The sequence below is a fragment of the Mesorhizobium sp. M0816 genome, from assembly GCF_040320005.1.
Classification (GTDB): domain Bacteria; phylum Pseudomonadota; class Alphaproteobacteria; order Rhizobiales; family Rhizobiaceae; genus Mesorhizobium.
Window position 1 is genome coordinate 1 of record NZ_JAMYOT010000101.1, and the last position, 851, is coordinate 851.

The window sequence follows — 851 nt, forward strand, 5'->3', positions numbered from 1 at the left end:
TGCCAATCGCGGCTGTTGCGGGCAAAACGCGATACCTCGCGTGCCGCTACCGCCCCCACCTTGCCAAGGCAGACCTCGGCGACCATCCGGTCAAAACCAGCGCGGGTTACACCACCGGCGGCCGATCGACCAAGATCGTCATCCACCGTCTCAATGCGCGACCAACCAAGTGCTGTCAGGCGATCGCGCATGGCGTATTGAAGGGTACTGCTTTCGCGATTGTGCAGAACCTGGTGAGCCGAGGACTGCCGAACATAGAGAATAGCCTTCCGCTGCAGATGGTGCGGCCCGATCTTCTCATGCATCATGACCGGCCTCCTTCTGCTGGGAGGCGCGCCCGCAGTTTGCGTGATCGACGAACAGCCGCACGATGAGAACCGTCAGCGCCTGGCGGGTTTCCTCCGGCAACTCCGGCCATTGCGGCATGCCTGCGGTCATCCCCCTCTGCGGAGCCGAAAACAGATCGAACTGGTATGTCATGGACTGGCGAGGCATGGACATCTCTCCGACTCGTTTCGTGAGAGACCAATGCTGCGCCCATTACCGCAGATTGCGATGAGGCGTCGGCGTCTTCCAGTAACTTTGCCAAAGCATGCAGGCTCGCGAGATCGACGTGCGGAACCGGCAGGCTGCGCCAATATCCGCTCACGGAGCGGTCGAACATCCATGCTGGGACTTCAAGAAGCCGATCAGAAGAAGCACCAGAAAGGCTGCAGCGGAAAATATCCGTACCTTTGGCCAGCGCCTCATGGACATGCACGAGCTGACCGCACCAAGGATGCCACGGATATAAAAGCTCGCGAACCTCCGTCCCGTGGGTGTACTGTCGTCGTGTTGTAGGAGGCTGATCG

2 protein-coding genes are annotated in these 851 nt (G+C 60.0%); both read right to left on the reverse strand.

The annotated features are described in order from the left end of the window. Nucleotides 1-308 (reverse strand): recombinase family protein (locus NKI17_RS36840; RefSeq protein ID WP_352907950.1); only part of this gene is annotated, 308 nt, incomplete at its 3' end. Further along, nucleotides 298-495 (reverse strand): hypothetical protein, encoded by a 198-nt coding sequence (locus tag NKI17_RS36845; RefSeq protein ID WP_031257050.1) that lies wholly within the window; start codon nucleotides 493-495, stop codon nucleotides 298-300. The genes NKI17_RS36845 and NKI17_RS36840, both read right to left, overlap by 11 nt. Nucleotides 496-851 lie beyond the last annotated feature (356 nt).

Excerpts from the sequence above, each read along its gene's own strand:
- NKI17_RS36845 (WP_031257050.1), bottom strand. The coding sequence starts at position 495 with ATGCCTCGCCAGTCCATGACATACCAGTTCGATCTGTTTTCGGCTCCG.